Source organism: Brenneria goodwinii (genome assembly GCF_002291445.1).
In the GTDB taxonomy this organism is placed as follows: domain Bacteria; phylum Pseudomonadota; class Gammaproteobacteria; order Enterobacterales; family Enterobacteriaceae; genus Brenneria; species Brenneria goodwinii.
Window position 1 is genome coordinate 319,744 of sequence record NZ_CP014137.1, and the last position, 24,354, is coordinate 344,097.

At 50.4% G+C, this 24,354-nt stretch carries 16 protein-coding genes, 4 tRNA genes, 3 rRNA genes and 2 pseudogenes; 13 read left to right on the forward strand and 12 right to left on the reverse strand.

The features are described from left to right. Window positions 1-99: 99 nt before the first annotated feature. The 8 genes from clpB to ACN28R_RS01550 all read left to right on the forward strand — a co-directional run bounded on the left by clpB (window position 100) and on the right by ACN28R_RS01550 (window position 9,816). Complete coding sequence (clpB, locus tag ACN28R_RS01515) at window positions 100-2,673, forward strand: ATP-dependent chaperone ClpB (RefSeq protein WP_048637775.1); 2,574 nt, start codon at window positions 100-102, stop codon at window positions 2,671-2,673. 484 nt (window positions 2,674-3,157) lie between these two features. Further along, window positions 3,158-4,699 (forward strand): 16S ribosomal RNA (locus ACN28R_RS01520). Window positions 4,700-4,776: 77 nt separating this feature from the next. Continuing rightward, window positions 4,777-4,853: transfer RNA gene (locus tag ACN28R_RS01525), tRNA-Ile, on the forward strand. A gap of 130 nt (window positions 4,854-4,983) precedes the next feature. Continuing rightward, window positions 4,984-5,059: transfer RNA gene (locus ACN28R_RS01530), tRNA-Ala, on the forward strand. Between the two features lie 197 nt (window positions 5,060-5,256). Next, window positions 5,257-8,355, forward strand: a 23S ribosomal RNA gene (locus ACN28R_RS01535). Between the two features lie 108 nt (window positions 8,356-8,463). After that, a 5S ribosomal RNA gene (gene rrf, locus ACN28R_RS01540) occupies window positions 8,464-8,579 on the forward strand. The 16S, 23S and 5S rRNA genes sit together here with 3 tRNA genes alongside, the layout of an rRNA operon. A 118-nt stretch (window positions 8,580-8,697) precedes the next feature. Continuing rightward, window positions 8,698-8,774: transfer RNA gene (locus tag ACN28R_RS01545), tRNA-Asp, on the forward strand. Window positions 8,775-9,006: 232 nt separating this feature from the next. After that, complete coding sequence (locus tag ACN28R_RS01550) at window positions 9,007-9,816, forward strand: endonuclease/exonuclease/phosphatase family protein (protein WP_048637776.1); 810 nt, start codon at window positions 9,007-9,009, stop codon at window positions 9,814-9,816. Window positions 9,817-9,827: 11 nt separating this feature from the next. Here ACN28R_RS01550 and ACN28R_RS01555 read toward each other — a convergent pair. The 3 genes and pseudogenes from ACN28R_RS01555 to gloB form a co-directional block, all read right to left on the reverse strand. Then, window positions 9,828-11,161: pseudogene (locus tag ACN28R_RS01555) on the reverse strand (IS4 family transposase). Between the two features lie 114 nt (window positions 11,162-11,275). Then, window positions 11,276-12,658 carry a murein transglycosylase D gene (gene mltD / locus ACN28R_RS01560; protein WP_095833379.1) on the reverse strand — a complete coding sequence of 461 codons (1,383 nt, stop codon included), beginning with the start codon at window positions 12,656-12,658 and terminating at the stop codon, window positions 11,276-11,278. 70 nt (window positions 12,659-12,728) lie between these two features. Continuing rightward, window positions 12,729-13,484 (reverse strand): hydroxyacylglutathione hydrolase, encoded by a 756-nt coding sequence (gene gloB, locus ACN28R_RS01565; protein WP_048637778.1) that lies wholly within the window; start codon window positions 13,482-13,484, stop codon window positions 12,729-12,731. A gap of 43 nt (window positions 13,485-13,527) precedes the next feature. Here gloB and ACN28R_RS01570 point away from each other — a divergent pair. Further along, a pseudogene (locus ACN28R_RS01570) lies at window positions 13,528-13,890 on the forward strand (methyltransferase domain-containing protein); the annotation flags it as partial. A 63-nt stretch (window positions 13,891-13,953) separates the two neighbouring features. Here the strand turns inward: ACN28R_RS01570 and ACN28R_RS01575 are convergent. Together ACN28R_RS01575 and rnhA are read right to left on the reverse strand one after the other, a co-directional pair. Beyond that, window positions 13,954-14,100, reverse strand: a complete 147-nt coding sequence (locus tag ACN28R_RS01575) for a DUF2950 family protein (protein WP_372490524.1) — start codon at window positions 14,098-14,100, stop codon at window positions 13,954-13,956. 140 nt (window positions 14,101-14,240) lie between these two features. Next, window positions 14,241-14,810: a ribonuclease HI gene (gene rnhA, locus ACN28R_RS01580; RefSeq protein ID WP_183096798.1), complete on the reverse strand. Its 570-nt coding sequence runs from the start codon at window positions 14,808-14,810 to the stop codon at window positions 14,241-14,243. Between rnhA and dnaQ the strand changes: the two genes are divergently transcribed. The 4 genes from dnaQ (at window position 14,764) to ACN28R_RS01600 (ending at window position 17,627) form a co-directional block, all read left to right on the forward strand. Continuing rightward, window positions 14,764-15,501: a DNA polymerase III subunit epsilon gene (gene dnaQ, locus ACN28R_RS01585; RefSeq protein ID WP_048637781.1), complete on the forward strand. Its 738-nt coding sequence runs from the start codon at window positions 14,764-14,766 to the stop codon at window positions 15,499-15,501. The genes rnhA and dnaQ overlap by 47 nt on opposite strands. A 126-nt stretch (window positions 15,502-15,627) precedes the next feature. After that, a tRNA-Asp gene (locus ACN28R_RS01590) sits at window positions 15,628-15,704 on the forward strand. A 340-nt stretch (window positions 15,705-16,044) separates the two neighbouring features. Then, window positions 16,045-16,965, forward strand: a complete 921-nt coding sequence (locus ACN28R_RS01595) for a DUF1266 domain-containing protein (RefSeq protein WP_095833381.1) — start codon at window positions 16,045-16,047, stop codon at window positions 16,963-16,965. Between the two features lie 179 nt (window positions 16,966-17,144). Beyond that, the gene (locus ACN28R_RS01600) at window positions 17,145-17,627 is read left to right on the forward strand and encodes a hypothetical protein (protein WP_236840225.1); all 483 of its coding nucleotides are present in this window, start codon (window positions 17,145-17,147) and stop codon (window positions 17,625-17,627) included. Between the two features lie 161 nt (window positions 17,628-17,788). Here the strand turns inward: ACN28R_RS01600 and nrdF are convergent, their stop codons facing one another. From nrdF to ACN28R_RS01635, 7 genes are all read right to left on the reverse strand, one after another. After that, a complete protein-coding gene (nrdF, locus tag ACN28R_RS01605; RefSeq protein WP_048637784.1) occupies window positions 17,789-18,751 on the reverse strand; it encodes a class 1b ribonucleoside-diphosphate reductase subunit beta in 963 nt (320 codons plus the stop codon). A 24-nt stretch (window positions 18,752-18,775) separates the two neighbouring features. Then, window positions 18,776-20,926 (reverse strand): class 1b ribonucleoside-diphosphate reductase subunit alpha, encoded by a 2,151-nt coding sequence (gene nrdE / locus ACN28R_RS01610; protein WP_095833382.1) that lies wholly within the window; start codon window positions 20,924-20,926, stop codon window positions 18,776-18,778. Continuing rightward, window positions 20,905-21,312: a class Ib ribonucleoside-diphosphate reductase assembly flavoprotein NrdI gene (nrdI, locus tag ACN28R_RS01615; protein ID WP_048637786.1), complete on the reverse strand. Its 408-nt coding sequence runs from the start codon at window positions 21,310-21,312 to the stop codon at window positions 20,905-20,907. Before nrdI ends, nrdE begins: the two co-directional genes overlap by 22 nt. A gap of 8 nt (window positions 21,313-21,320) precedes the next feature. Beyond that, window positions 21,321-21,557, reverse strand: a complete 237-nt coding sequence (gene nrdH, locus ACN28R_RS01620; RefSeq protein ID WP_048637787.1) for a glutaredoxin-like protein NrdH — start codon at window positions 21,555-21,557, stop codon at window positions 21,321-21,323. A gap of 336 nt (window positions 21,558-21,893) precedes the next feature. Then, the gene (gene speD / locus ACN28R_RS01625) at window positions 21,894-22,688 is read right to left on the reverse strand and encodes an adenosylmethionine decarboxylase (RefSeq protein WP_095833383.1); all 795 of its coding nucleotides are present in this window, start codon (window positions 22,686-22,688) and stop codon (window positions 21,894-21,896) included. A gap of 29 nt (window positions 22,689-22,717) precedes the next feature. Further along, entirely contained in the window at window positions 22,718-23,581 is an 864-nt protein-coding gene (gene speE, locus ACN28R_RS01630) for a polyamine aminopropyltransferase (protein WP_095833384.1), read from the reverse strand. Window positions 23,582-23,689: 108 nt separating this feature from the next. Beyond that, window positions 23,690-24,037: a YacC family pilotin-like protein gene (locus tag ACN28R_RS01635; protein WP_048637790.1), complete on the reverse strand. Its 348-nt coding sequence runs from the start codon at window positions 24,035-24,037 to the stop codon at window positions 23,690-23,692. Between the last annotated feature and the right edge of the window lie 317 nt (window positions 24,038-24,354).

Here is a 24,354-nt window from a genome sequence, read left to right on the forward strand (position 1 = left end):
TTTTATTCCCATAGCTATTGGCAAAATAACCTTGAAATTTTGAGGGATGACCTCATCTGATCTCCAGTAGCAGTTTTGTCCAGTTCCATGGGAGGTGTTATGCGTCTGGATCGTCTTACCAACAAGTTTCAACTAGCCCTCGCCGATGCCCAATCTTTAGCCCTCGGGAGAGATCACCAATTTATCGAACCCCTTCACATGATGAGCGCTCTGCTTAATCAGGAAGGTGGTACAGTCGGCCCGCTTCTGACTGCGGCCGGCGCCAATGTTCCTCACTTGAAAACCGAGATCGATCATGCGATAGCACGCTTGCCTCAGGTGGAAGGCACTGGGGGCGATGTTCAGCCATCCAGCGAATTGGTTCGTACCTTGAATGTGTGTGACAAACTGGCGCAGAAGCGCGGTGATACCTTTATTTCCTCTGAGCTTTTTGTGCTGGCCGTGCTGGATTCGCACAGTACGCTTAGTGACATGATTAAAAATACGGGGGCGACACAGGAAAGCGTTACCAAGGCAATTGATCAAATAAGAGGAGGCGAACAAGTGAATGATCAAGGCGCCGAGGACCAACGGCAAGCATTAAAAAAATATACTATCGACCTGACCGAGCGTGCGGAACAAGGCAAGCTGGATCCGGTGATTGGCCGTGATGAAGAAATTCGCCGTACCATTCAGGTGTTACAACGCCGGACGAAAAATAACCCGGTATTAATCGGTGAGCCTGGCGTGGGTAAAACAGCCATTGTTGAAGGCTTGGCGTTGCGTATCGTTAATGGCGAAGTGCCGGAAGGTTTAAAGAACAAACGTGTTCTCTCGCTGGATATGGGGTCACTGGTCGCCGGCGCTAAATATCGTGGGGAATTTGAAGAGCGGTTAAAAGGCGTGCTTACCGACTTATCCAAACAGGAAGGGAGCGTCATCCTGTTTATTGATGAGCTCCACACAATGGTAGGGGCGGGTAAAGCCGACGGCGCCATGGATGCCGGAAACATGCTGAAACCAGCCTTGGCTCGGGGTGAGTTGCATTGCGTCGGCGCCACGACGCTGGATGAATATCGCCAGTATGTCGAAAAAGACGCGGCGCTGGAGCGTCGTTTCCAGAAAGTGTTCGTTGCTGAGCCAACGGTAGAAGATACCATCGCCATTTTACGTGGTCTTAAAGAACGTTATGAACTGCACCACCATGTGCAGATTACCGATCCGGCAATTGTAGCCGCGGCGACACTGTCTCATCGCTATATTGCAGATCGTAAGCTGCCAGACAAGGCGATCGACCTGATTGATGAGGCGGCTTCCAGCATCCGTATTCAGATTGACTCAAAGCCAGAACCGCTGGATCGTCTGGATCGCCGTATCATTCAGCTAAAGCTGGAACAGCAGGCGCTGAAAAAAGAGTCGGATGAAGCCAGCCAGAAACGTTTAGAGTTGTTAAATACCGAGCTTGAAGAAAAAGAACGTGAGTACTCCAAGCTGGAAGAGGAGTGGAAAGCGGAAAAAGCCTCACTTACCGGGACTCAGAATATTAAGGCGGCTTTGGAACAGGCGAAAATATCGCTGGAACAGGCCCGTCGCCAAGGTGACCTGGGGCAGATGTCCGAAATCCAATACGGCAAAATTCCTGAACTGGAAAAACAGCTGGCGGCGGCAACGCAGCTTGAAGGTAAAACCATGCATCTGTTACGTAACCGCGTTACGGATACTGAAATAGCCGAAGTGCTTGCCCGCTGGACCGGTATTCCTGTGTCCAGAATGTTGGAAAGTGAACGTGAAAAATTGCTAAGAATGGAAGAGGCGCTGCACCAGCGCGTAATAGGACAGGATGAAGCTGTCGAAGCGGTGTCGAACTCCATCCGACGCAGTCGTGCCGGTTTGTCCGATCCCAATCGTCCAATTGGTTCTTTCCTGTTTCTTGGGCCGACTGGGGTAGGTAAAACAGAACTGTGTAAAACGTTGGCCTCTTTCCTGTTCGACAGTGACGATGCGATGGTTCGTATCGACATGTCTGAGTTTATGGAAAAACACTCGGTGTCGCGTTTGGTCGGGGCGCCTCCGGGATATGTGGGTTATGAAGAAGGCGGCTACTTGACTGAAGCCGTCCGTCGCCGTCCTTACTCGGTGATTCTGCTGGATGAAATCGAGAAGGCGCATCCAGATGTGTTCAATATTCTGCTGCAGGTCTTGGATGACGGGCGTCTGACCGACGGCCAGGGGCGTACAGTCGACTTCCGCAACACGGTGGTGATTATGACGTCAAACCTTGGTTCCGATCTGATTCAGGAACGCTTTGGCGAACGGAGCTATGCAGAGATGCGCGGTATGGTGCTTGAGGTGGTTAGTCATAGCTTCCGTCCTGAGTTTATCAACCGTATAGATGAAGTGGTGGTATTCCATCCTCTGGGGCGGAAACATATCAGCTCTATCGCCAAGATTCAGCTACAGCGTTTGTATAAACGTCTTGAAGAGCGCGGTTACCATGTGACCATAACAGACGCGGCGCTGGAACGCTTGGGAGAAATCGGTTTTGATCCGGTCTATGGCGCGCGTCCGCTTAAAAGGGCGATACAGCAACTGATCGAAAACCCGTTGGCTCAGCAGATTCTGTCCGGCAAGTTGATACCCGGTAAACCGGTTACGCTGGATGTTGATGGAGAGAATATCGTCGCTCGCCAATAATCTTTTCTTTTTAACTTAATGTGGGCAAAAACGGGGGAAATAATCTATTTCTCCCGTTTTCTTTTGTACTGGTGTAATAACTCTCGTTTTCTGCACAAAATATTGGCTGAAAGCAGTCTTCTGACTCATTTTTGAGCGCTTGATGATTTTTTTGCATTTAGCGCTTGTCAGCCGCCGAGAAGTCCCTATAATGCGCTCCCACTGACCCGGCAACAGCGCTTGCGCGGTTGTGCGGCGAGTCGGAAGTCAGGCAATAATTACTTGACTTTCCAGCGGAAAAGCATAGTATATGCCGCCCGCGCCACAGGTTAATGTGGCACTGCTCTTTAACAATTTAATCAGACAATCTGTGTGGGCACTCACAAGACCGTATCGGCAACGATATAAAAAAGTCTTGAAGAGTGACTGACAGTAAATTCATTACGAATAAACAGTTACTAATTCTTTGAGCACAGCTATTAACTTAGCGAATCAAACAAATCTTAAATTGAAGAGTTTGATCATGGCTCAGATTGAACGCTGGCGGCAGGCCTAACACATGCAAGTCGAGCGGCAGCGGGAAGAAGCTTGCTTCTTTGCCGGCGAGCGGCGGACGGGTGAGTAAAGTCTGGGGATCTGCCTGATGGAGGGGGATAACTACTGGAAACGGTAGCTAATACCGCATAACGTCGCAAGACCAAAGTGGGGGACCTTAGGGCCTCACACCATCGGATGAACCCAGATGGGATTAGCTAGTAGGCGGGGTAAGGGCCCACCTAGGCGACGATCCCTAGCTGGTCTGAGAGGATGACCAGCCACACTGGAACTGAGACACGGTCCAGACTCCTACGGGAGGCAGCAGTGGGGAATATTGCACAATGGGGGAAACCCTGATGCAGCCATGCCGCGTGTATGAAGAAGGCCTTCGGGTTGTAAAGTACTTTCAGCGGGGAGGAAGGGGATAGGGTTAATAACCTTATTCATTGACGTTACCCGCAGAAGAAGCACCGGCTAACTCCGTGCCAGCAGCCGCGGTAATACGGAGGGTGCAAGCGTTAATCGGAATGACTGGGCGTAAAGCGCACGCAGGCGGTCTGTTAAGTTGGATGTGAAATCCCCGGGCTTAACCTGGGAACTGCATTCAAGACTGGCAGGCTAGAGTCTCGTAGAGGGGGGTAGAATTCCAGGTGTAGCGGTGAAATGCGTAGAGATCTGGAGGAATACCGGTGGCGAAGGCGGCCCCCTGGACGAAGACTGACGCTCAGGTGCGAAAGCGTGGGGAGCAAACAGGATTAGATACCCTGGTAGTCCACGCCGTAAACGATGTCGACTTGGAGGCTGTGGTCTTGAACCGTGGCTTCCGGAGCTAACGCGTTAAGTCGACCGCCTGGGGAGTACGGCCGCAAGGTTAAAACTCAAATGAATTGACGGGGGCCCGCACAAGCGGTGGAGCATGTGGTTTAATTCGATGCAACGCGAAGAACCTTACCTACTCTTGACATCCAGAGAAGTTTGCAGAGATGCGAATGTGCCTTCGGGAGCTCTGAGACAGGTGCTGCATGGCTGTCGTCAGCTCGTGTTGTGAAATGTTGGGTTAAGTCCCGCAACGAGCGCAACCCTTATCCTTTGTTGCCAGCGATTCGGTCGGGAACTCAAAGGAGACTGCCGGTGATAAACCGGAGGAAGGTGGGGATGACGTCAAGTCATCATGGCCCTTACGAGTAGGGCTACACACGTGCTACAATGGCGCATACAAAGAGAAGCGACCTCGCGAGAGTAAGCGGACCTCATAAAGTGCGTCGTAGTCCGGATTGGAGTCTGCAACTCGACTCCATGAAGTCGGAATCGCTAGTAATCGTAGATCAGAATGCTACGGTGAATACGTTCCCGGGCCTTGTACACACCGCCCGTCACACCATGGGAGTGGGTTGCAAAAGAAGTAGGTAGCTTAACCTTAGGGAGGGCGCTTACCACTTTGTGATTCATGACTGGGGTGAAGTCGTAACAAGGTAACCGTAGGGGAACCTGCGGTTGGATCACCTCCTTACCAAAAGCCTGATGTAGGTAATGTGCAGTGTCCACAACAGATTGTCTGATGAAAATAACGAGCAGAAATACCTTAATAGGCTTGTAGCTCAGGTGGTTAGAGCGCACCCCTGATAAGGGTGAGGTCGGTGGTTCAAGTCCACTCAGGCCTACCAATTCTTTCCCATGCTGTGTTGTCGCCCCACTCGTTTACTGATCTGATGTAAACGTCGTGAGACGCCGCCTTGCCTGAAAAAGAATTGGGCGACTCATCATGAGATGGGTTGATAGAGGTATAACTGATTTGGGGCTATAGCTCAGCTGGGAGAGCGCCTGCTTTGCACGCAGGAGGTCTGCGGTTCGATCCCGCATAGCTCCACCATATAAAGACTTCAGAGCGTATTGGGAACAGTATGCTGTGAAGTATTATGCTCTTTAACAATCTGGAACAAGCTGAAATTTGAAACGATGCGGCTAAACATATCTCTCCGTGTAGTACTGAGATGTGATTTGGTTGTATCAGAGTCTCTCAAATAATCGCAGCGCGAACGTGTTTTACGAAACACCTTCGGGTTGTGAGGTTAAGCGACTAAGCGTACACGGTGGATGCCTAGGCAGTCAGAGGCGATGAAGGGCGTGCTAATCTGCGAAAAGCGTCGGCAAGGTGATATGAACCGTTATACCCGACGATACCCGAATGGGGAAACCCAGTGTGTTTCGACACACTATCATCACATGAATACATAGTGTGATGAGGCGAACCGGGGGAACTGAAACATCTCAGTACCCCGAGGAAAAGAAATCAACCGAGATTCCCCCAGTAGCGGCGAGCGAACGGGGAGGAGCCCAGAGTCTGCATCAGCTTGTGTGTCAGTGGAAGCGTCTGGAAAGTCGCACAACAAAGGGTGACAGTCCCGTACACGAAGATGCACAAGTTGTGAGCTCGATGAGTAGGGCGGGACACGAGATATCCTGTCTGAAGATGGGGGGACCATCCTCCAAGGCTAAATACTCCTGACTGACCGATAGTGAACCAGTACCGTGAGGGAAAGGCGAAAAGAACCCCGGCGAGGGGAGTGAAATAGAACCTGAAACCGTGTACGTACAAGCAGTGGGAGCCCCACCACCAAAACACTTCCGGGCCGAAAGGCGATGCGGATGTCGAGGTGACGGTTGTCATCGCGTTTTTTGCGATGAGCAACACACAAAACAAGCAGTGAGTGTTTTGGGGTGGGGTGACTGCGTACCTTTTGTATAATGGGTCAGCGACTTATATTCTGTAGCAAGGTTAACCGAATAGGGGAGCCGCAGGGAAACCGAGTCTTAACTGGGCGTTAAGTTGCAGGGTATAGACCCGAAACCCGGTGATCTAGCCATGGGCAGGTTGAAGGTTGGGTAACACTAACTGGAGGACCGAACCGACTAATGTTGAAAAATTAGCGGATGACTTGTGGCTGGGGGTGAAAGGCCAATCAAACCGGGAGATAGCTGGTTCTCCCCGAAAGCTATTTAGGTAGCGCCTCGTGAATTCATCTTCGGGGGTAGAGCACTGTTTCGACTAGGGGGTCATCCCGACTTACCAACTCGATGCAAACTGCGAATACCGAAGAATGTTATCACGGGAGACACACGGCGGGTGCTAACGTCCGTCGTGAAGAGGGAAACAACCCAGACCGCCAGCTAAGGTCCCAAAGTCATGGTTAAGTGGGAAACGATGTGGGAAGGCCCAGACAGCCAGGATGTTGGCTTAGAAGCAGCCATCATTTAAAGAAAGCGTAATAGCTCACTGGTCGAGTCGGCCTGCGCGGAAGATGTAACGGGGCTAAACCATGCACCGAAGCTGCGGCAGCGAACGTATCACCCAAGACAATTTGGCGATGTGGAATGACGATTGATGGCGCGAAGCGACATCAATGCGTTTTACAAAGTCGAGTTGGCTTAGGGATACGTTCGTTGGGTAGGGGAGCGTTCTGTAAGCCGTTGAAGGTGGCCTGTGAGGGTTGCTGGAGGTATCAGAAGTGCGAATGCTGACATAAGTAACGATAATGCGGGTGAAAAACCCGCACGCCGGAAGACCAAGGGTTCCTGTCCAACGTTAATCGGGGCAGGGTGAGTCGACCCCTAAGGCGAGGCCGAAAGGCGTAGTCGATGGGAAACGGGTTAATATTCCCGTACTGGTTGTTACTGCGAAGGGGGGACGGAGAAAGCTAGGTTAGCCGGGCGACGGTTGTCCCGGTTTAAGCGTGCAGGTGGGTGTTTTTGGTAAATCCGGAACACTGTTAACACTGAGGCGTGATGACGAGTCACTACGGTGATGAAGTAACCGATGCTACGCTTCCAGGAAAAGCCTCTAAGCTCTAGGTAACAATCAATCGTACCCCAAACCGACACAGGTGGTCAGGTAGAGAATACTCAGGCGCTTGAGAGAACTCGGGTGAAGGAACTAGGCAAAATGGTGCCGTAACTTCGGGAGAAGGCACGCTGGATTTGGTGAAGTCCCTTGCGGATGGAGCTGAGACCAGTCGCAGATACCAGCTGGCTGCAACTGTTTAATAAAAACACAGCACTGTGCAAACACGAAAGTGGACGTATACGGTGTGACGCCTGCCCGGTGCCGGAAGGTTAATTGATGGGGTAAGCTTTCGGGCGAAGCTCTTGATCGAAGCCCCGGTAAACGGCGGCCGTAACTATAACGGTCCTAAGGTAGCGAAATTCCTTGTCGGGTAAGTTCCGACCTGCACGAATGGCGTAATGATGGCCAGGCTGTCTCCACCCGAGACTCAGTGAAATTGAACTCGCTGTGAAGATGCAGTGTACCCGCGGCAAGACGGAAAGACCCCGTGAACCTTTACTATAGCTTGACACTGAACCTTGAGCCTTGATGTGTAGGATAGGTGGGAGGCTTTGAAGTGTGGACGCCAGTCTGCATGGAGCCAACCTTGAAATACCACCCTTTAATGTTTGATGTTCTAACGTGGGCCCCTGAGCGGGGTTGCGGACAGTGTCTGGTGGGTAGTTTGACTGGGGCGGTCTCCTCCCAAAGAGTAACGGAGGAGCACGAAGGTTAGCTAATCCTGGTCGGACATCAGGAGGTTAGTGCAAAGGCATAAGCTAGCTTGACTGCGAGAGTGACGGCTCGAGCAGGTGCGAAAGCAGGTCTTAGTGATCCGGTGGTTCTGCATGGAAGGGCCATCGCTCAACGGATAAAAGGTACTCCGGGGATAACAGGCTGATACCGCCCAAGAGTTCATATCGACGGCGGTGTTTGGCACCTCGATGTCGGCTCATCACATCCTGGGGCTGAAGTAGGTCCCAAGGGTATGGCTGTTCGCCATTTAAAGTGGTACGCGAGCTGGGTTTAGAACGTCGTGAGACAGTTCGGTCCCTATCTGCCGTGGGCGTTGGAAGATTGAGAGGGGTTGCTCCTAGTACGAGAGGACCGGAGTGAACGCACCACTGGTGTACGGGTTGTGATGCCAATTGCATTGCCCGGTAGCTAAGTGCGGAAGAGATAACCGCTGAAAGCATCTAAGCGGGAAACTTGCCTCGAGATGAGTCTTCCCTGGGACTTTGAGTCCCCTGAAGGGCCGTTGAAGACGACGACGTAGATAGGCCGGGTGTGTAAGCGCAGCGATGCGTTGAGCTAACCGGTACTAATGACCCGAGAGGCTTAACCTTACAACACCGAAGGTGTTTTGAGAGCGACTCACAATAAAATCAGCTTGTTCAAAGATTGGTTCTGATGGTTGCAGAGAAAACTGCGACGGTTGGGATAAAACGAATTTGCCTGGCGGCGATAGCGCGGTGGTCCCACCTGACCCCATGCCGAACTCAGAAGTGAAACGCCGAAGCGCCGATGGTAGTGTGGGGTCTCCCCATGTGAGAGTAGGGAACTGCCAGGCATCAAACACGGATTATCGGATTGACCTTCGATAGTCGACGGATCCCGGAAGTGGATCTGAGCAGTGGAAAGCTGGCCCTGATGGGCGGTATCAGGAAGATACACGTAACAGAATCGGTGGAGCGGTAGTTCAGTTGGTTAGAATACCTGCCTGTCACGCAGGGGGTCGCGGGTTCGAGTCCCGTCCGTTCCGCCACTTATTGCATAAGCCCTGGGTTAACCGCTCAGGGCTTTTTCGCATCTGTTTTTCATAACCTCTGCGATATAAGCTGCAAATAATCATCTAACTTATATTTGCCGTGCTATCTTCTTTTTTCCTTTGTCGTCTAACTATGCATTGAAAGTCTGCTATACAATCCCTATAACAGAAGTGTACCTTTGCTTTATGAAGGTGTATTTACGTACTGGAATGTATAGCAAGGCGTGGCGTGCGAAAAAAAACATATGCAATGAGGTACGTAGCGGGTCAGCCGGCTGAGCGTATCTTTCCACCCGGAACAATGCATCATCCGGAGCAAAAGGTGGCGTCAGGCCCGCTGCTGCTGGAGGAAGACGTTTTACGTATTATGGTGTGGAATATCTTTAAACAGCAAAGAGTGAACTGGCTTTCTGTTTTGCAGAACTTTGGCAGGAACACGCAGTTGGTTTTACTTCAGGAAGCGCAAAGCTCACCAGAACTCATTAGCTTTGCCACCTCTAACTATCTTGCTGCCGATCAGGTGCCCGCAATCATTTTGCCGCAACACCCCTCTGGCGTGATGACGCTGTCTGCTGTTCAACCGATGTACTGTTGTCCCTTACGAGAAAAAGAACCTCTGTTGCGTTTGTCCAAATCGGCGCTGGTGACGGTTTATTCTTTGCCCGATGGACGGCCGTTGATGGTAGTTAACATTCACGCGGTTAATTTCAGTTTCGGCGTGGAAGTTTACAGTAAACAGCTTGAAGCTATTGGCGATCAATTGCTCTATCATCGTGGGCCAGTGATTATGGCGGGAGATTTCAATGCTTGGAGTCAGCCTCGCATTAAAGCGCTCTATCGCTTTGCCTTGAGGATGGATTTACAGGAAGTACGATTTGATGACGATCTCCGTCGTAAGGTCTTTGGTCGTCCGCTGGATTTTGTGTTTTATCGTCAGTTAGAGGTTACCCAATCCTCCATATTGGAAACGCAGGCATCGGATCATAATCCGTTGCTGGTCGAATTTCTGTGGAACAGCCATAAAAAAACTGCCATATAGGCTAATGCCAGTCAGTTAAGCAACTGACTGGCAGTTTTACTTTGAGGCTTTGGATATTTCCAGGGCCTTTCTTTCACCACTCGGGGATAGGCTCTTTCCCGCCTTCCCGGCAGTTTGACCAACTGCGCCATGCTTTCCATATCCCGTATAAGTTCAGGGATGCGACCCGGCGAGGCTCCCTGTAATGTCATCAACATCCGCATGACCAGGCCACATGATCCCGAGAAGCTCAACTGATTTGGCCAGTAACCTTTCAGACTCGCCGCCATTTTTATCATCTGATACCTGACCAGATTGTAGGCCAGCAGCACTCCCCACAGTTCCTGCTCAACCAACTCCGGCTTTTTACTTCTAAGCGTCAGCCTGTTTTGCTGCATTGTCTGCTTGATTTCACGATAGCCCAGTTCGATTTCCCACCGATGGCTGTACAGCTCCGTCATCTCCCCACCCGGATAACGCATCGCATCCGTCATCGATGTCAGCAGATAATACGTTTTCCCCTTGCGGCTCAATGTCAGCAGTCGGGCCGTTATCGCTTTATTCAGTTCCGGCCATTTTTTTCTCGACTGAGGCGAGGTCTTGAGGGTAATTAACTATCACCTTTACCCAACCGCCGGATTTCCTCGTACTGAGCGCCCTTCTTCAGCGGTATCATCCAGTGACGCTCTGTCCCCCTGCGGCTCCAGGCATCAAGTAATCCCAGTGAGTAATACCCCTTATCGAACAGCGTCAGCGTATTGTCACCCGTCTGGCTTATAAGCTGCTCTGCCAGCGTATACTCGCTTTCTTTCATCGTGCCGAAGGCGGCAGCGGTAAGAAGATGACTGGTCAGCTCCATCTGGCAAACCATTTTCACCTGAGGATAAGCCCCGGGCTGACCACCAAAATGCTGTCGGGGGAACGCCGCGTCATTTTCTGGCGTATCCTGAGTTCTCCAGACCACGCCATCCACAGCCACCAATGTCAGTCCACACCAGTGCGGATGAGTGACTGAGGCGTGCCACAGTTGCGCAGTCTGTGTAAAAACACGCCGGACAGCGTCACTTCCCAGCCGCTGGCGAGCCTGAATCACGGCGCTGGGGGCAACGAAGGGGCGATTACCGGGCAACATGATATCCAGTCGGTTGACAATCTGATGAAGCGGTTCTTTACGTTCAAGCGCCATGCCGACAACGCACCAGACCATCATTTCCAGAGGAAGACGACGCTTGCGCAGGGTGACCGTGCCGGATTCGGTCAGACAACGGGCAATCAATTCCGGGTCAAGAAACTCGCCTAGAGATGTCAATGGGTTACGGGTGGAGTCGTAACAGGATACCAGGTTGAGAGCCTGAGCAATTTGCATAATAAAAAAATCCGGAAACCATGAGATTTCCGGATTCTTACACAACCACTGGATCGTTCAACCGATCCTTAACTGATCGGCATTAGCCATATAGGCAGTTTTTATGTAATGCAGTTACGATTCAGGGCGCGTGTTTTTACTGATGTAAAGCGTCAAACGATCGCCTGGTTGGATATTGGCATTTTTGATGACTGAATTCCAACGCATAACATCAGCAATGTTTACACCATGACGTTTGGCAATACTGGAAAGCGAATCACCTTTGCGTACCTGATAGGTGATTGACCCTGCTTTATCGCCGCTGTCAACGTTAGACACTTGAGCAACCTGCAATGTTTGGCCAACTTTCAGTGCATGTGTATTGCGCAGGTTGTTCCAACTTTGCAAATCTTTCGTGCTGACGTTCAGCCGTGCGGCAATCGTAGATAATGTATCGCCAGAGCGAACCTTATACTGCGATTCCTGCGTTGACGACTGCGCCAAGCGTGTTGCTGGCTGTATGGCTGCGATATCGCTATCTGCCAGTGAGTCCTTCAACTGCTCGACGTGAGCCTTCGGCACCATGACATAATGTGGGCCATTAGGTGCGGTCACATTACGTTTGTAGCCTGGATTGTAGCTCTTCAGTTTATTCAACGACAGACCAGCCATTTCTGCTGCTTGCGTCAACTGCATCTGTTGCCCAAGATCAACCCTGGCCAATGCTCGGCTTTCGTTGGGTTTGGGCAGGCTAACACCGTATTTTTTACTATTCTTGAGAATATCGCTCAAGGCCAGCATCTTTGGAACATAGATTGACGTTTCACGTGGTAACGCCAATGCCCAGAATTCCGTTGATAGTCCTTTCGCTTTATTCGCTTTCATGGCCTTCATGACGCGACCTTCACCGCTGTTGTAAGCTGCGACAGTTAATAACCAGTCACCGTCAAACATGCTGTTAAGGCGTTGCATCATATCCAGGGCGGCGGTTGTCGATGCAACAACATCACGACGTCCGTCATACCACTGGTTTTGTTTCAAACCATAATTACGCCCCGTGCCAGGGATAATCTGCCATAGCCCTGCGGCGTTGGCGGATGATGTGGCGTGTGGGTCAAAAGCGCTCTCCACTATGGGTAGCAGTACCAGTTCCATCGGCATCTTACGTTGCTTAATCTGCTCGACAATCCAGTACATGTACGGCTCTGCCCGTAATGTTACATCGTGGAGATAGCTCTTATTTTTTAAATAACGCATTTTTTGTTCGCGGATCCGGGCGTTATCCGGAACCTCCATCTTCAGCTCGTCGCCAATGAAGTTCCACAGATCCTGTTGCGCGATGCTGTCATCATCCAGCCATCGCGCCGAGGTCTCTCGACCCTCTGCGTACTTTACTGCTTCACTTTGACTTGCCGAAGACAGGCTCTGTGCATGCTGCTTCGGTTGGGAGGTATCGTAAGGCGGTACCTGGCAACCGGCCAGCAAGACTGAGGCGAGTATTATCGCTCTAGCCTTCATATGTGGGTCAATAGTTGCTTAAAAGACGAGCAATAATACTTTGATTAGAGGATTAGCACAAGGTAAACCTTCAGAAGCAGTCTTTCTTGCTGCGTAACTGGGCAAAAACTTGCCAATTCTCTATGCTTTCTGGTTCATCTGATAGTTTTCTTTTTAAATCAATATCATGGCATCTAAGAAAAAGGTTGATTTTTCGCTCCAATCCCAGCGTGGTGGGGAGGGTAGACTGTGATTTTTCGCGTATCTGACTGATTTTATGAAGATAGGCCTTAATAGTGGGCTCTTCCGGCCATATTGCATTAGAAAATTTTAAGTTTGATAGCGTGTATTCATGGGCGCAGCAGATTAGCGTATCGTCGGGTAGTTTCGATATTTTTTCTATTGAATCATGCATTTGCCTTGGCGTACCTTCAAAAATACGTCCGCATCCACCGGAGAAAAGCGTGTCCCCGCAGAACAGGAATGGGTGGGAATAATAAGCAACATGTCCTGCTGTATGACCTGGAACGGCAAGTACAGAAAAGTCCGAATTTAGCAGCGACAGGATATTCCCCTCTTTCACAATGTTCGTTGCGCCGCTTTTTTGTGTTTCCTGAGGACCAAAAACCGGCAGATTGGCATAATGCCCGACAATAGCGGCGACGCCTCCGACATGGTCATGATGGTGATGTGTCAGTAAAATCGCGTCGGGTGTAAGCTGACGCTTATTGAGCGCATCCAATACCGGCTGCGCGTCTCCCGGATCGACGATAACACAATGGTTTTCTTTATTACTCAGTAACCAAATGTAGTTGTCCTGAAGTGCTGCAATACTGATAAGATTCATGGATTACCTCGCTTTGCTATCAGCCCGGGGAAGATAATAGAACATGAAGCCAGCACAAACACCTCAAACTGTCTTGGTTCCCGCCTCGTGGGACGATATTTCCTGGGGCGGGTATTACCGAGAATCGCTTGAACAGGCATTGCTCCCCTGGTGGCCGAAGTTATTCGGTTTTCATTTATTGAAAATAGGGCCATTGAGTGCGGCGATAAACATAAAAGATTGCACCATATCCCATCAGGTCAATGTCGCACCGGATGGCGATAGTGTACAGGTCATCGCCGATCCGCATTATTTACCCTTTTCTGAGAAATCGGTAGACGCTTGCCTGTTAGCGCAAACGCTGTCCTATTCCGCCGATCCGCATCGTATTCTACGGGAAGTGGATCGTGTGCTGATTGATGATGGCTGGCTGATATTGAGCACTTTTAATCCGGTCAGTTTGTTGGGGATCGCAAAATTAATTCCTGGGTTAAACAAACGGCAGCCATACAGCAGCCGAATGTTTACCCAAATGCGAATCATAGACTGGCTCAGTCTGCTGAATTATGAAGTGGTGCATCACGCCAGTCTTCAAGTTACTCCGTGGCGTAAAAACAAGGGAAAACTGAATAAACATTTCCCTATATTCGGTTGCCTGTCGCTGATTGTTGCGCGCAAGCGGACTATTCCCCTGAGCTTCACGCCGATGCGTACCCGGCTTTGTAAAGTGCCTTTGGGCCGCACGGTGGGCGTGACGAAGATTTTTCGTAATCGCGATTAATTCTCTGGGTTGTAACCGATATCATCAAGCGTAGGGGCGTTGGCGGCGCTGCGGGCAAGTTCGTCACAGCGTTCATTCTCAGGATGACCTGCGTGACCTTTCACCCATTCCCAGCGCAGAGTATGGCGCTGGATCGCCTGATCCAGCCGCTGCCAAAGATCGACATTTTTTACCGGTTTTTTGTCTGCCGTTTTCCAGCCACGCTTTTTCCAGTTGTGGATCCAACTGGTGATCCCCTGGCGAACATATTGACTGTCGGTGCTTAAAACCACTTCGCAGGGTGAAGTTAAACTTTCAAGCGCGGCAATGGCGGCCATCAATTCCATACGGTTATTGGTGGTCAACCGATAGCCCGCACTCAGGGTTTTTTCATGCTGTTTATAGCGCAGCAGAGCGCCATAACCTCCGGGGCCCGGATTACCGAGACAAGATCCGTCGGTGAAAATCTCTACCTGTTTAAGCATCTCTGGTAGACTCTTCCTTATGGTGAAAATGGCAAGTCTGACATAAACGAAAACGATGAGCACTGAAATTACGCGACAAATCGTCCTGGATACGGAAACCACCGGTATGAACAAGCTGGGGGTTCACTACGAAGGGCACAAAATTATTGAGATTGGCGCTGTTGAGGTGATTAACCGTCGTCTGACCGGGCGACACTATCATGTGTACATCAAGCCCGATCGTTTGGTTGATCCTGAGGCCTATCATGTGCACGGCATCAGCGATGAATTTTTGGCGGATAAGCCGACCTACGCGGAGATTGCTGACGATTTCCTCGACTTTATCCGCGGGGCTGAATTAGTCATCCATAACGCAATGTTTGATATCGGCTTTATGGATTATGAATTCCGGATGTTAAACCGGAATATTCCCAAGACGGAAACCTTCTGCAAGATAACCGATAGCTTGCTGATGGCGCGAAAAATTTTTCCGGGCAAACGGAATAATTTGGATGCGTTATGCGATCGCTATCAGATAGACAACAGTAAGCGAACGCTGCACGGCGCATTGCTCGATGCCGAAATCCTGGCGGAAGTTTATCTGGCGATGACGGGGGGCCAGACATCGCTGGCATTCTCGATGGAAGGTGAAGTTCGGCAGCAGGAAAATGAGAGCGAAAGTATTCAGCGCATTGCGCGCCCGGTTTCGGCGTTAAAAGTGTTATACGCCGATGAAGAAGAATTGCTGATGCATGAAAAGCGTCTGGATTTGATCGCGAAGAAAGGCGGTAGCTGCCTTTGGCGTAATGAATAGTACGACGGTGATGATGAAACCGTCTCTCAGATGAAATTATGAGCAAACAGAATCGCTTAGTTATAAAAACCATTGACGTAATAGTACCATCATCTTAGTATTCACCCCGCTCAATGAGCACCGAGTGGAGCGGTAGTTCAGTTGGTTAGAATACCTGCCTGTCACGCAGGGGGTCGCGGGTTCGAGTCCCGTCCGTTCCGCCACTTATCTATTCCGGGATGTTCCTATACATCTCTGGATGAATGAAAACCGTATCGCTGTCAAAGGCATACGGTTTTTTTTCGTCTTTACGTTTGCTGCGGCGTGTCGGGGTAGCGCAAAGACCATGTGTAGATCGCCCTAAGAGGGTTGGTTTCCAGCGCTCTATTGGTATGGCTGCGACGCGTTCTCGGGGACCGATCAGCAAGATGCGCGTTTCGCTGAATTCGATGGCGCGGAGTTGGAAATAGTCTTTTATCCGAATCAGTTATTTATGTAAACTTACCGGTAGTCCATTGTTTACTATCGGGTTGCCGAGAGTTGTTTAAATGATTGAGGTCGGGGATGCTTAAGTTTTTTTATAAAGATACTTTCTATTTAATGCGAGGGGTTTTGGTGGTATCAGTATTTCTGATAGTAATCGATTTGCTGTGCACATTGTCTAAAAAATACCTTCACCAAGATATATCCGGGGTATACACACTGTTCTTTTATATATTTCTTTCTATTCTGGCGATACCCGTCTTAAAGATAGGGACAAAAGCGCTTTTTATCATTACAACAAAAAAAGAGAACAATAAAATCATTCAGGGTATTAACAAAAATCCCAAATATCCATGCAGGGATGAAAAAGATGCTTTGTTGGTAAAAATTAGCGGGCTATATTCCATTACCGCCACAGGGAACGGTAAAAACAAAAACCATCCAAATTTCGTTAATAGTATAGAAGAGTGCGACCTGGACAATCCCACCGCGGTTGACCTGATTAAAAACGCATTATCGGGTAGCTATGATATTGAAACTGATGAACAGTTGAAGTGTTTTATTTATTCCCTGCTGGATGAGGATAACTACGGGAAAACGCACCATGCAAATTACCAGAAGCAGCTTGCGCATTTATATCGTCTGGCTGGTAAAACCGGTGCTGATATCACGCCGGTAAGCGATATGGCTAATGTTGATTCGGCCTTCAATCTTCAGCGTGCGGCATTATTAATGAGATCGGGCGTCACCCTCGGCATGCTTACGCTGGATGAGTGGGACGCATTAAAAAATATTCTGGCGCAACGGCTAGAGGAAAATTTTTCCTCTCTCGACGAATTTATTCATGATTATATGCTGGCTGTTTACCTTTTCCATCACGAGGGCGCGATGGGCGCGTCGATGATCCTTGAAAGGCTTTATGGCCTTGCCACGCTTCAGGAAAATAATTATTTCGCCTGGAGCGCCGCTGAATTAAACCGCCCGCCAGCAACGCTGGTATAGTCCGCGTTGTCTGACGGATACTTTTGTGACCATCGATGGCTTAACAGCCGCCGGATGACTTTCAAATCGCGAGTCGGTCCAGGCGGCTGCAGGTAAAGGATAAGCCTGATTGTGTGGGGGCCTGAAGGCCGACGATAAAGTGAAATTAACTGTGCTTGTTGAGGATAATCATTGTGAGTATGGATGTTTTTCTGGCGGCGGTTGCACAGGGTGATGAAGGCTTCATTCCTTTAGCCGTGGTGGAGTCCGCTTTTCATCATGCCATTACTCTGCGGGAGGTTGCCGACAATAAATGTACGTTGTTATTGGAATATCCCAATCCTGACGCCGGAAAACAAATAGCCTGGCCTGATGGCTCAACGGCCACCGTTAGCGACGTCGACACCCTGGATATTACGATTAAGCTGGTGTCGAACGGCAAGGAACCGATGACCAATGGGTTTGGCGTCAATCGCCCCCCTCACCACGCTCCTTTCTGGCAAAGCCTGTATCAAATACTGGAAACCACCCACACGGCCTTTTTTTGGCCCGGTAATGGCGATAATTTAATTGTCGGACAGAAAGAAACCATTCCACATCTACCTGAATCCATGATAAATGCCTTGGGCGCGCCTTACGTCGTATCAAACTATCAACAAATTACCGAGCGAATGCGCGGCTAAAATAGCTTGCCTGCGCCATTGCTGATTGAGCTGCCTCTCGCTTTCGTTGATTGATTTCTTGAAAGCGAGCAGGGGGCTGAATCAGCTGCCGATCATCGTTTACCGACATCAGTGCTTTGCTGCGGTTCTGGGCGTATTTGAACCCTTACCCGATGGTCAGGTTAAAAATCCCAATCCTCATCTTCGGTGTTTACCGCTTTGCCAATAACGTACGACGAACCGGAACCGGAGAAGAAGTCATGGTTCTCGTCGGCGTTTGGCGAAAGGGCCGACAGGATCGCCGGATTGACGTCCGTCATGCCAGCGGGGAATAACGCCTCGTAACCCAGATTCATCAGCGCTTTGTTGGCGTTATAGTGCAGAAATTTCTTCACATCTTCCGTCCAGCCGACGCCGTCGTATAGCTCCTGGGTATACAGCACTTCATTGTCATATAAATCTTGCAGCAATTCGTAGGCGAAGTTTTTCACCTGCTGCTGGCGGGCGGCGTCCGCCTTCGCCAGACCTTGCTGAAATTTATAGCCGATATAGTAACCGTGTACGGCTTCGTCGCGAATAATCAGCCGTATCAAATCGGCGGTGTTGGTCAGCTTGGCCCGGCTTGACCAGTACATGGGGAGGTAAAAGCCCGAATAGAACAAAAAGGATTCCAGAAACACGCTGGCGACCTTTTTCATCAGCGGATCGTCGCTGCGGTAGTGACTGAGGATAATGGACGCCTTTTTCTGCAATGCTGTATTTTCCTCACTCCAGCGGTAAGCGTCATCCACCTCGCTGGTCAGGCACAGCGTGGAAAAGATGGAACTGTACGAGCGGGCATGCACCGCTTCCATAAAACTGATGTTGGATAACACCGCTTCTTCGTGAGGCGTTACCGCGTCGGGCATCAGCGTGGGCGCGCCCAGCGTATTCTGAATGGTGTCCAGCAGCGTCAGACCGGTAAATACCCGGATGGTTAACTGCCGCTCCTGCGCGTTCAATGTTCCCCAGGAGGGAATATCGTTGGATAGCGGGACTTTTTCCGGTAGCCAGAAGTTCGACGTCAGCCGGTTCCAAACCTCCAGATCCTTGTCGTCTTCAATTTTGTTCCAGTTGATGGCCTGTACGCGTGTCAGCGATGTCATAATCAGATTTCCTTCAGCGATGGCTTATAACGCACAGGACACGCAGCCCTGAACTTCGGTGCCTTCCAATGCCATCTGCCGTATACGAATGTAGTAAATGGTCTTTATGCCTTTTTTCCAGGCATAAATCTGTGCTTTGTTGATATCACGCGTGGTGGCGGTATCACGGAAAAATAGCGTCAGCGACAGCCCCTGATCGACATGCTGGGTGGCCGCCGCGTAGGTATCGATAATCTTTTGCGGCCCGATCTCGTAGGCGTCCTGATAGTATTCCAGGTTGTCGTTGGTCATGTAGGGGGCCGGGTAGTAGACGCGGCCGATTTTGCCCTCTTTACGGATTTCAATCCGCGACACGATCGGGTGGATGCTCGACGTGGAGTGATTGATATAAGAGATCGAACCGGTCGGCGGCACCGCCTGCAAATTCTGATTATAAATACCATGCGTCATCACGGCGTCGCGCAGCGCGGCCCAGTCCTGCTGGTTGGGAATGGTGATTCCCGCCCGCTCGAACAGTTCGCGCGCTCGTTCCGTAGCCGGCTCCCAGCGCAGCTCAATGTATTTGTCGAAATATTCGCCGGAGGCATATTTCGAGTTTTCGAATCCTTTGAAGCACTGACCGCGCTCTATCGCCAACTGGTTGGACGCCCGCAGCGCATGGTAGGCGACGGCGTAGAAGTAGATGTTGGTAAAGTCGATCGCTTCCTCGGAACCGTAAAAAATTCTCTCGCGGGCCAAATAGCCGTGCAGATTCATTTGTCCGAGGCCGATGGCGTGGGATTCATCATTGCCTTTTTCAATCGACGGCACGGAGTGGATGTGGCTCATATCGGAGACGGCGGTCAGCGCCCGAATCGCCATCTCGACGGTGAGGCCGAAATCCGGCGATTCCATCGCCTTGGCAATGTTCAGCGAACCCAGGTTGCAGGAAATGTCTTTACCGGTATAGCGATAGCCTAAATCCTCATCGTATTGACTGGCATCGTTAACCTGCAGGATTTCAGAGCACAGGTTGCTCATGTTGATGCGGCCCTGAATCGGATTGGCGCGGTTGACCGTATCTTCAAACATCATATAGGGATAACCGGACTCAAACTGGATTTCAGCCAGGATTTGAAAGAACTCCCGCGCTTTGATCTGCGACTTGCGGATGCGCTTGTCGTCGACCATCTCCTGATATTTTTCCGTGACGCTGATTTCCGACAGCGGCACGCCGTAGACCTGCTCGACGTCATAAGGCGAGAACAGATACATCACCTGATTGTTTTTTGCCAGTTGGAAGGTGATATCCGGGATGACCACGCCGAGCGACAGGGTTTTAATGCGGATTTTTTCATCGGCATTTTCCCGTTTGGTATCCAGGAAGCGCAGAATATCGGGATGGTGCGCGTTGAGATAAACGGCGCCCGCCCCCTGGCGCGCTCCTAGCTGGTTGGCGTAGGAAAACGCATCTTCCAGCATTTTCATTACCGGTATGATGCCGGATGACTGATTCTCGATTCTTTTTATCGGCGCGCCGGTTTCCCGGATATTGGTGAGCATAAACGCGACGCCGCCGCCGCGTTTGGAAAGCTGCAGCGCGGAGTTGATGGCGCGGCCGATAGACTCCATATTGTCTTCAATACGCAGCAGGAAGCAGGACACCAGCTCGCCGCGCTGTTTTTTCCCGCAGTTGAGGAACGTGGGGGTGGCGGGTTGAAAACGTCCGCTGATGATCTCTTCGACCAGCGCGCTGGCGAGCTCGGTATTTCCGGCGGCCAGCGTGAGCGCCACCATGCAGACGCGATCTTCGTAGCGTTCCAAATAGCGTTTGCCGTCAAAGGTTTTGAGCGTATAGCCGGTGTAATACTTGAAGGCGCCAAGAAAAGTTTGAAAGCGGAATTTGTGGCTGTAGGCCTGCTGGAAAAGGCTCTTGATAAAGCTGAAGGCGTACTGATCCAGCACGTCGGCTTCGTAGTAGCCCTCTTCGACCAGATAACGCAGCTTCTCTTCCAGGTTATGGAAGAACACCGTATTTTGATTGACGTGCTGCAAGAAATAGCGCCGCGCCGCCAGCTTATCCTGTTCGAACTGGATGCGCCCCTCGGCGTCGTAGAGGTTCAGCATGGCGTTCAGCGCATGGTAATCCAGCTCCGTGTTGGCTGGTTTGGTGATCACGGATTCTGTCGTTGCCAAAATTCAGTTACTCCCTTACGCACGTTTTCAACGTCTTCTGCCGTACCCAGTAGCTCGAAGCGATACAGAAAGGGTACCTGGCACTTCTGCGCGATGATATCGCCGGCGATGCAGTACGCCGTCCCAAAGTTCATATTGCCTGCGGCAATCACTCCCCGCAGCCGCTCGCGGTTATGCCGATCGTTAAGAAAACGAATCACCTGTATGGGTACGGCGCCTTTGGCGCTGCCCCCGCCATAGCTGGGAACCACCAGAATATAAGGTTGATCCATTTTCAATACGGGTTGGTCAGCCGCTATCGGAATACGCAGGGCTGGTAAACCGACCCTGGTGATGAAGCGATGGGTATTTTCCGACTGGCTGGAAAAGTAGACCAGCGGGTTCATCTTGCCCCCTAAGACGCTTGTAATTGGTTCAGGGTGCTGATTTTGTCCGGGCGGAAGCCGCTCCAGTGATCGTTAGCGGTCATGACTACCGGCACCTGTTGATAGCCCAGCGCTCTTACCTGCCGCAATGCCTGCTCATCTTCTGTTAGGTCCACCAGTTGGTAGGCAATTCCCTGCTTATCCAGTGCACGGCATGTCGCATTGCATTGAACACAATCTGGTTTGGTGAAAATAGTAATACGCATGATTCGTATTTACCCTTTGGCTTGAAAGAAGTATATCGGAGCGGTTATGTTGTTGGGCTTTGCCTCTGACCGATCCACGGAGCAGCCGTTGCATGTCTGGTGGCTACGTCTTAGATACTAGATGTAGATGTTTTAAATTTCAACCATACAATATATAGGAAATTCACTGAAATGTATCAAGCCGGGATCTAAGCCAGACGGCACAAGGGAAAAACAGGAATCAAGCAAAAAATTTTCTTTCGGCGCAGGGAATAAGCCGCGTCATTGTTGGCTGAATTTTGTTCTTTTCGGGGGAGCGGATAAGAAAAAGGGAGCCAGGCTCCCTTCATCCGTCGATTACACGACCGGCAGATTTCTGCCGTAATAAATTTCCTGCATTTCGTGATACAGCAAATCGGTGATTCGTTTACGCTCTTCCGCGCTCAATGTGGCGGGATCGACGTTAAACAGGTAGTGCTTGAGATCGAAATCCTTCAGCAACATCTTGGTGTGAAACATGTTTTCCTGATAAACGTTCACATCCATCAGGTGATACAACGATTTCATGTCTTCCGACATAAAATTCTGAATCGAATTGATCTGATGGTCGATAAAATGTTTTACGCCGTTAACATCACGGGTAAAGCCGCGCACACGATAATCAATGGTGACGATGTCCGATTCCAACTGGTGGATGAGATAATTCAGCGCTTTCAGCGGAGAGATAACGCCGCAGGTCGACACTTCAATATCGGCGCGGAAAGTGCACAGTCCGACTTCAGGATGGCTCTCCGGGTAGGTGTGTACGCAAATGTGGCTTTTGTCCAGATGGGCGACCACGGAGTTAGGCAGTGGCCCCGGAAGCTCCGAGTTATCGACATCGCGCGGATCGATCGGCTCTTCGCTGACCAGTATGGTCACGCTGGCGCCCTGTGGCTCGTAATCCTGACGGGCGATATTGAGAATATTGGCGCCGATAATCGAGCAGGTTTCGCTCAAGATTTCGGTCAAGCGGTTGGCGTTATACTGTTCATCAATGTAGGCGATGTAACCGTTACGGTCATCGGCAGTTCTGGTGTAACAGATATCGTAGATACAAAAACTCAGGCTTTTAGTCAGATTATTAAAGCCGTGTAGTTTCAGCTTGTGCAATTTAAGTCACCCCCTTATGGATGCGGTAATCAGCGTGAAGCCGATAACGCATTCAGTAAATATTGCGGCAGTGCGAAACTACCAATATGGACGGCCGGATTGTAGTAGCGGCATTCAATACCGGACGCATTAACGCGTTGTTGCAGCGTCTCTGCGCTTATCTGGCGTAATGACGGATGGTTACTGGCCCAGGCGAACGTCATGATGCCGCCGTAGTAGGTCGGGATCGCCGCCTGATAAAACGTGACGTCGCTAAAATAGTTGCTCAGTTTGTTGTGGCTGTTAACGGCTTCGTCCTGTTGCAGGAAGCAGACGCCGTTCTGCGCAACGAAAATGCCGCCTTCATTCAGACAACGGGCGCATCCCTGATAAAAGTCGGACGTGAACAGACTTTCTCCCGGACCGATGGGATCGGTACTGTCAGAAATAATGACGTCGAATTTCTCAGTACATTGATTAACGAAATTCACGCCATCGTCGATCACCAGACGAAAACGCGGATCGTCGTAAGCGCCGGCATTATGATTGGGTAAATACTGACGGCAGAATTCCACCACGCCCGCGTCGATTTCCACCATCGTGATTTGTTCGACGCCGGCGTGACGGCTGACTTCACGCAGTATGCCGCCGTCGCCGCCGCCGATAATCAGCACGCGTTTGGCCTGGCCGTGGGACAACAGGGGAATATGGGTCAGCATTTCGTGATAGATAAATTCGTCACGCTCGGTGGTTTGCACCACGCCGTCCAATGCCATGACACGGCCAAGCGCCGCATTTTCAAAAATGATCAGATCCTGGTGGTCAGTCTTTTCGTGGTATAGCACCTGGTCGATGGAAAAGTACTGACCAAAGTTGGCATGCAGGGTTTCATACCAAATTTCTTTCTGGGCCATGTTCGGGCTTCCTCCGCGATAGCAGTCATGAAAATTGGCGCGTCATGATAGCTAACTCTTACCGCGCTTGCACGGTCAAATTTCAGTCAGTGCCGGGGAAGGAGGAAATTATTTCGTGTAGGCGAGCAAACCGAGTGAATTACGGGCCAGAGACTGACATTTTTTTGGCGTCGGGATAGCAATTTTACTTAGATCCCGGTAGCTGTCCTCGCCTAATGCGGTCATGTTAAACGCACCGTAATTGCTGAGATCCCAACTGTTTTGTTGGGCGAACGTCAACAGCGCCCGGCGAATTTGATCATTGGGTAAGTCCTGATAACCGCAGTTATTTTTCAGATAAACGAAAACGGCAGTTAAATCGGCGAGATCTTCTGCTTCAAATTCATTCAGTGCCTTACTGGCGGAGGAGAAGCTCATCAGACTAAGCAGGAGCAGCACCAGCGCTGAGTTTTTCATGGTTAAACTCGTTTCGATTTTTGTCAGAAGACGTTACCACAATTGTAGATTACCTGACTAAATTTTCTTGTTTGTAAGCGTTTTAATTATTTTGAGTCAATTGGAAACGGTCGGCGCGGATCTGTCTCAACCGCAGCAAGAGAATATTCCACCGCAATAACGTGATTCCCACGGGCGCGGGTATCAGCAGGCATGGCGCTTGATTGATGAAGTTAAGTTTGATCTGTAGATAATCCTCTGATATTCAGATAGCAGAATATATCCCTGCCCGGAATACATCGCATTGCTTACTTGTTCCGGGCATTTTTTACGGATGG